The sequence below is a fragment of the uncultured Campylobacter sp. genome, assembly GCF_937996225.1.
In the GTDB taxonomy this organism is placed as follows: Bacteria; Campylobacterota; Campylobacteria; order Campylobacterales; family Campylobacteraceae; genus Campylobacter_B.
The window spans coordinates 1-3210 of the sequence record NZ_CALKTC010000059.1; the positions used below are offsets into that span (position 1 = coordinate 1).

The window sequence follows — 3210 nt, forward strand, 5'->3', positions numbered from 1 at the left end:
TAATTGCTTGTAATTTGTTCAAAATTGCGCTTTACAAAGTCGGAAAGCTCTTTGCCTTTTAGCAATCCCTGCGATAAACGAGCTAAATCAAAGATATTTGACGCTACAAAATGAGGCGGCGATCTATCGCGCGATGGCAGGCAAATTTAAACGCAAATGAAAAAGGCTTTGATATTTTGGTTGCTTTGCGGTGCGATATTTGCTGATTCTATGGTACTAAGAGCGCAAGATGACTCAGTAAGCCTTGGTGCCAGCGCTTATGTTGCGGACGATAAACAATCAGAATTTGAGAAAAACCATAGTGAAATTCTGCTAAATCGTCAAAAAAATGAACTAGATAGGCAAAGCCTGCAAAATAATTTGCAACGTGAATCAAAAGGCGTAGGCGACCACGATGATTTTTCGATGAAAAAACAGCCGATGCAAGACATCAAGGAGCGAAACAATAAAAATGAGCAAGACTTAAAACTGCGCCGTAAAAAGCTGCAAGGCGACGTTCATCGGCGCTAGGGTTGCTTTTGTTTATCGGTTTTTAAGTAAAGTTTCTATAAAATCTCCGCTTTACATTTTCTTAAAGGAACAGTTATGAAAAGAACGTACCAACCCCACAATACCCCTAAAAAGCGTACTCACGGCTTTCGCGTCCGTATGAAAACAAAAAACGGCCACAGAGTTTTAAGTGCAAGACGCGCTAAAGGCAGAAGAAGATTGGCTGCGTAGGCGAATTTGCTGCGATAAGCGATAGCAGGGTTTTTTCGGAGGTTTATAAAAGTGCGGCAAAGTGGCATTGCGAATGCGCTGTTGTGTATTTTTTGGCTAGCGAACAGCGTAAATTTAGCGCAGTCGCCAGTAAAAAAATAGGCAATTCAGTTACGCGAAATTACGCTAAAAGGCGTTTGCGCGCCGCATTTTATAATCAAAAAGATGCCATTGTTAGCGGGATTTTTATATTAATCGCAAAAAAGCAGATCATAGATATGAGTTTTGAAGACATCGAGCGAAATTTAAAATGGGCGTTTAAAAAGATCGGCGCAGTAAAATGAAGAGATTTTTTATAGCCGCGATCGGGTTTTACCGAAAATTTATTTCGCCTTTGCTACCGCGCTGTTGCCGTTATTATCCGAGCTGTTCGGAATACGCGCTTTATGAGTTTAAGTTTAACGGCGTCTTTGGCGCACTCTGCGCTGTAACGGCTAGAATTTTAAGATGCAATCCGCTCTTTAGCGGTGGCATAGATTATCCGATAATCGCGCGAAATTTCAAATTTTGCGTATTTTCTAAAATCCGCAGCAGCAATGTCTCTGTGGATAAATTTAAGCTTTGGTTTATACCATACAAAAAAAATAGATATTACGTCATACGACTAGGAGAAAAATAGTGCTAGATAAACTTCCTCAATCAAAGCGCCTTGCTATCGCGATAGCAACTGCGCTCATATTTTTTGTAGCTTACGATCATTTTTATTTATCAAAAATTCGCGCCGCTATGGAGGCAAACGCAACCGCGGCGCAAATCGCACAAAAAAATGCCGCCAAGTCCGCTCCGCAAACTTCCGCCGCTGGCGTGAGCGCGCAGGGAGCGAATTTAAATACCAAAAATTCCATCTCTGCACCGTTAGTGCGCGTGGTTGGCAAAGAAGCAAATTTCACGATCGACGGGCTCGGTCGCATAAGCTCGTATATACTAAACGATGCGAAATTCCGTGACGAAAACGGCGATGCGATAAATTTAATTGATCCTAAATCACATTCTAAACCGCTTGAGATGCGCTTTGAGGACGCGGCGTTGAATGCGATGGCTTTCGATACTCCTTACAGTGCTTCATCTGGCGAGCTGGACGTACGAAACGGAGAGGCTAGTGTTACATTAAGTCAAAGTTTAGGCGCCGTTAGCATAAATAAAATTCTTACCTTTTATCCAAATGGTAGTTATAAATTGGATCTAAAGTTAAGCGGCAATGCGCGTTATTTCATCAGCCCTGGCTCGCGTCCGAACGTAGAAGTAGATAGCTATACGGTTCACGGCGTCATCGTAGGAAAACCGGGCGAAGCGGGAATTTCAGATAAAATCGCTTCATTTTTTACGGGCTCGCAGGCTATAAGCGAAAGCGTAGAAATTTTTAAAGATGGCGACGTGGATAAAAATGAGCGAATAAGCGGGGCGAATATCGCTGCAAGCTCCGATCGCTATTATACGACGCTATTTTACGGAGAGAGCCTAAATGCGACCGTGACTGACGCAGATAAAATTTCGCAGGTTTTCATAGGCTCGGACGGCGATCTTAGTCTTACGGGCTATATCGGCGCGAAAGATCACGCAACGCTAAGCTCGATAAATCCTGCTCTTACGCACATTATCGAATACGGCTGGTTTACCTTCATCGCCCGCCCGATGTTTAAATTTCTAAACTGGTTGCACGGCTATATCGGTAACTGGGGCTGGTCGATCGTCGTGCTTACGCTCATCATCCGCCTAATCTTATTCCCGCTAAGTTACAAGGGAATGCTATCTATGAATAAGCTAAAAGATCTGGCACCTAAGATGAAGGAGCTTCAGGAGAAATATAAGGACGATAAGCAGAAGCTGCAGATGCATATGATGGATCTGTATAAGAAAAACGGCGCTAATCCGATGGGCGGCTGCTTGCCGATTTTGCTTCAGATACCGGTATTTTTCGCGATTTACCGCGTGCTGCTTAATGCGATCGAGCTAAAGGGCGCGGAGTGGGCGCTTTGGATCCATGATCTATCGCTTAAAGATCCATATTACATCCTGCCAATTACGATGGGAATTTTGATGTTTTTGCAGCAAAAGATTACGCCGACTACGTTTACCGATCCGATGCAAGAGAAGATGATGAAATTCTTGCCGCTTATTTTTACGGTATTTTTTGTAATGTTTCCCGCGGGTCTTACGCTATATTGGACGGTCAATAACTTCTGCTCCATTATCCAGCAATATGTCATTAATAAAGCCTTTGCTAGGCATAAACAAGCTCAAATAGCGGAGAAAAAGTCATGATAATTGAAGCAGAAAATTTAAAAGACGCATATAATAAAGCAGCAGCTGAGCTAGGATGCTCGGTAACGCAGCTTAACGTGCGCGTGCTGCAGCATCCAAGCGGTGGATTTTTGGGCTTCTTTAAAAAAAATGCTATTATAGAAGCGGTAGATACTTCAACAACGTTAACTGGTACAAAATTTGGAGCAC

Annotated in this window: 6 protein-coding genes; all 6 read left to right on the top strand. The window is 43.0% G+C overall.

What is annotated here, in order from left to right:
- Positions 1 to 156 precede the first annotated feature (156 nt).
- The gene (locus Q0174_RS06905; protein WP_298042761.1) at positions 157 to 510 is read left to right on the top strand and encodes a hypothetical protein; all 354 of its coding nucleotides are present in this window, start codon (positions 157 to 159) and stop codon (positions 508 to 510) included.
- Between the two features lie 75 nt (positions 511 to 585).
- Positions 586 to 720 carry a 50S ribosomal protein L34 gene (rpmH, locus tag Q0174_RS06910; protein ID WP_298042763.1) on the top strand — a complete coding sequence of 45 codons (135 nt, stop codon included), beginning with the start codon at positions 586 to 588 and terminating at the stop codon, positions 718 to 720.
- A 14-nt stretch (positions 721 to 734) separates the two neighbouring features.
- A complete protein-coding gene (rnpA, locus tag Q0174_RS06915) occupies positions 735 to 1043 on the top strand; it encodes a ribonuclease P protein component (protein WP_298022994.1) in 309 nt (102 codons plus the stop codon).
- Complete coding sequence (gene yidD / locus Q0174_RS06920; protein ID WP_298042765.1) at positions 1040 to 1378, top strand: membrane protein insertion efficiency factor YidD; 339 nt, start codon at positions 1040 to 1042, stop codon at positions 1376 to 1378. Before rnpA ends, yidD begins: the two co-directional genes overlap by 4 nt.
- Positions 1378 to 3021, top strand: a complete 1644-nt coding sequence (gene yidC, locus Q0174_RS06925) for a membrane protein insertase YidC (protein WP_298042767.1) — start codon at positions 1378 to 1380, stop codon at positions 3019 to 3021. Before yidD ends, yidC begins: the two co-directional genes overlap by 1 nt.
- Positions 3018 to 3210: Jag N-terminal domain-containing protein (locus tag Q0174_RS06930; RefSeq protein WP_298042769.1), on the top strand; the 193-nt coding region annotated here is incomplete at its 3' end. The genes yidC and Q0174_RS06930, both read left to right, overlap by 4 nt.

What these genes read in the sequence shown, in the direction of transcription:
- Q0174_RS06905 (WP_298042761.1), top strand. Translation starts at nt 157, where the DNA reads ATGAAAAAGGCTTTGATATTTTGGTTGCTTTGCGGTGCGATATTTGCT.
- rpmH (WP_298042763.1), top strand. Translation starts at nt 586, where the DNA reads ATGAAAAGAACGTACCAACCCCACAATACCCCTAAAAAGCGTACTCAC.
- yidD (WP_298042765.1), top strand. Translation starts at nt 1,040, where the DNA reads ATGAAGAGATTTTTTATAGCCGCGATCGGGTTTTACCGAAAATTTATT.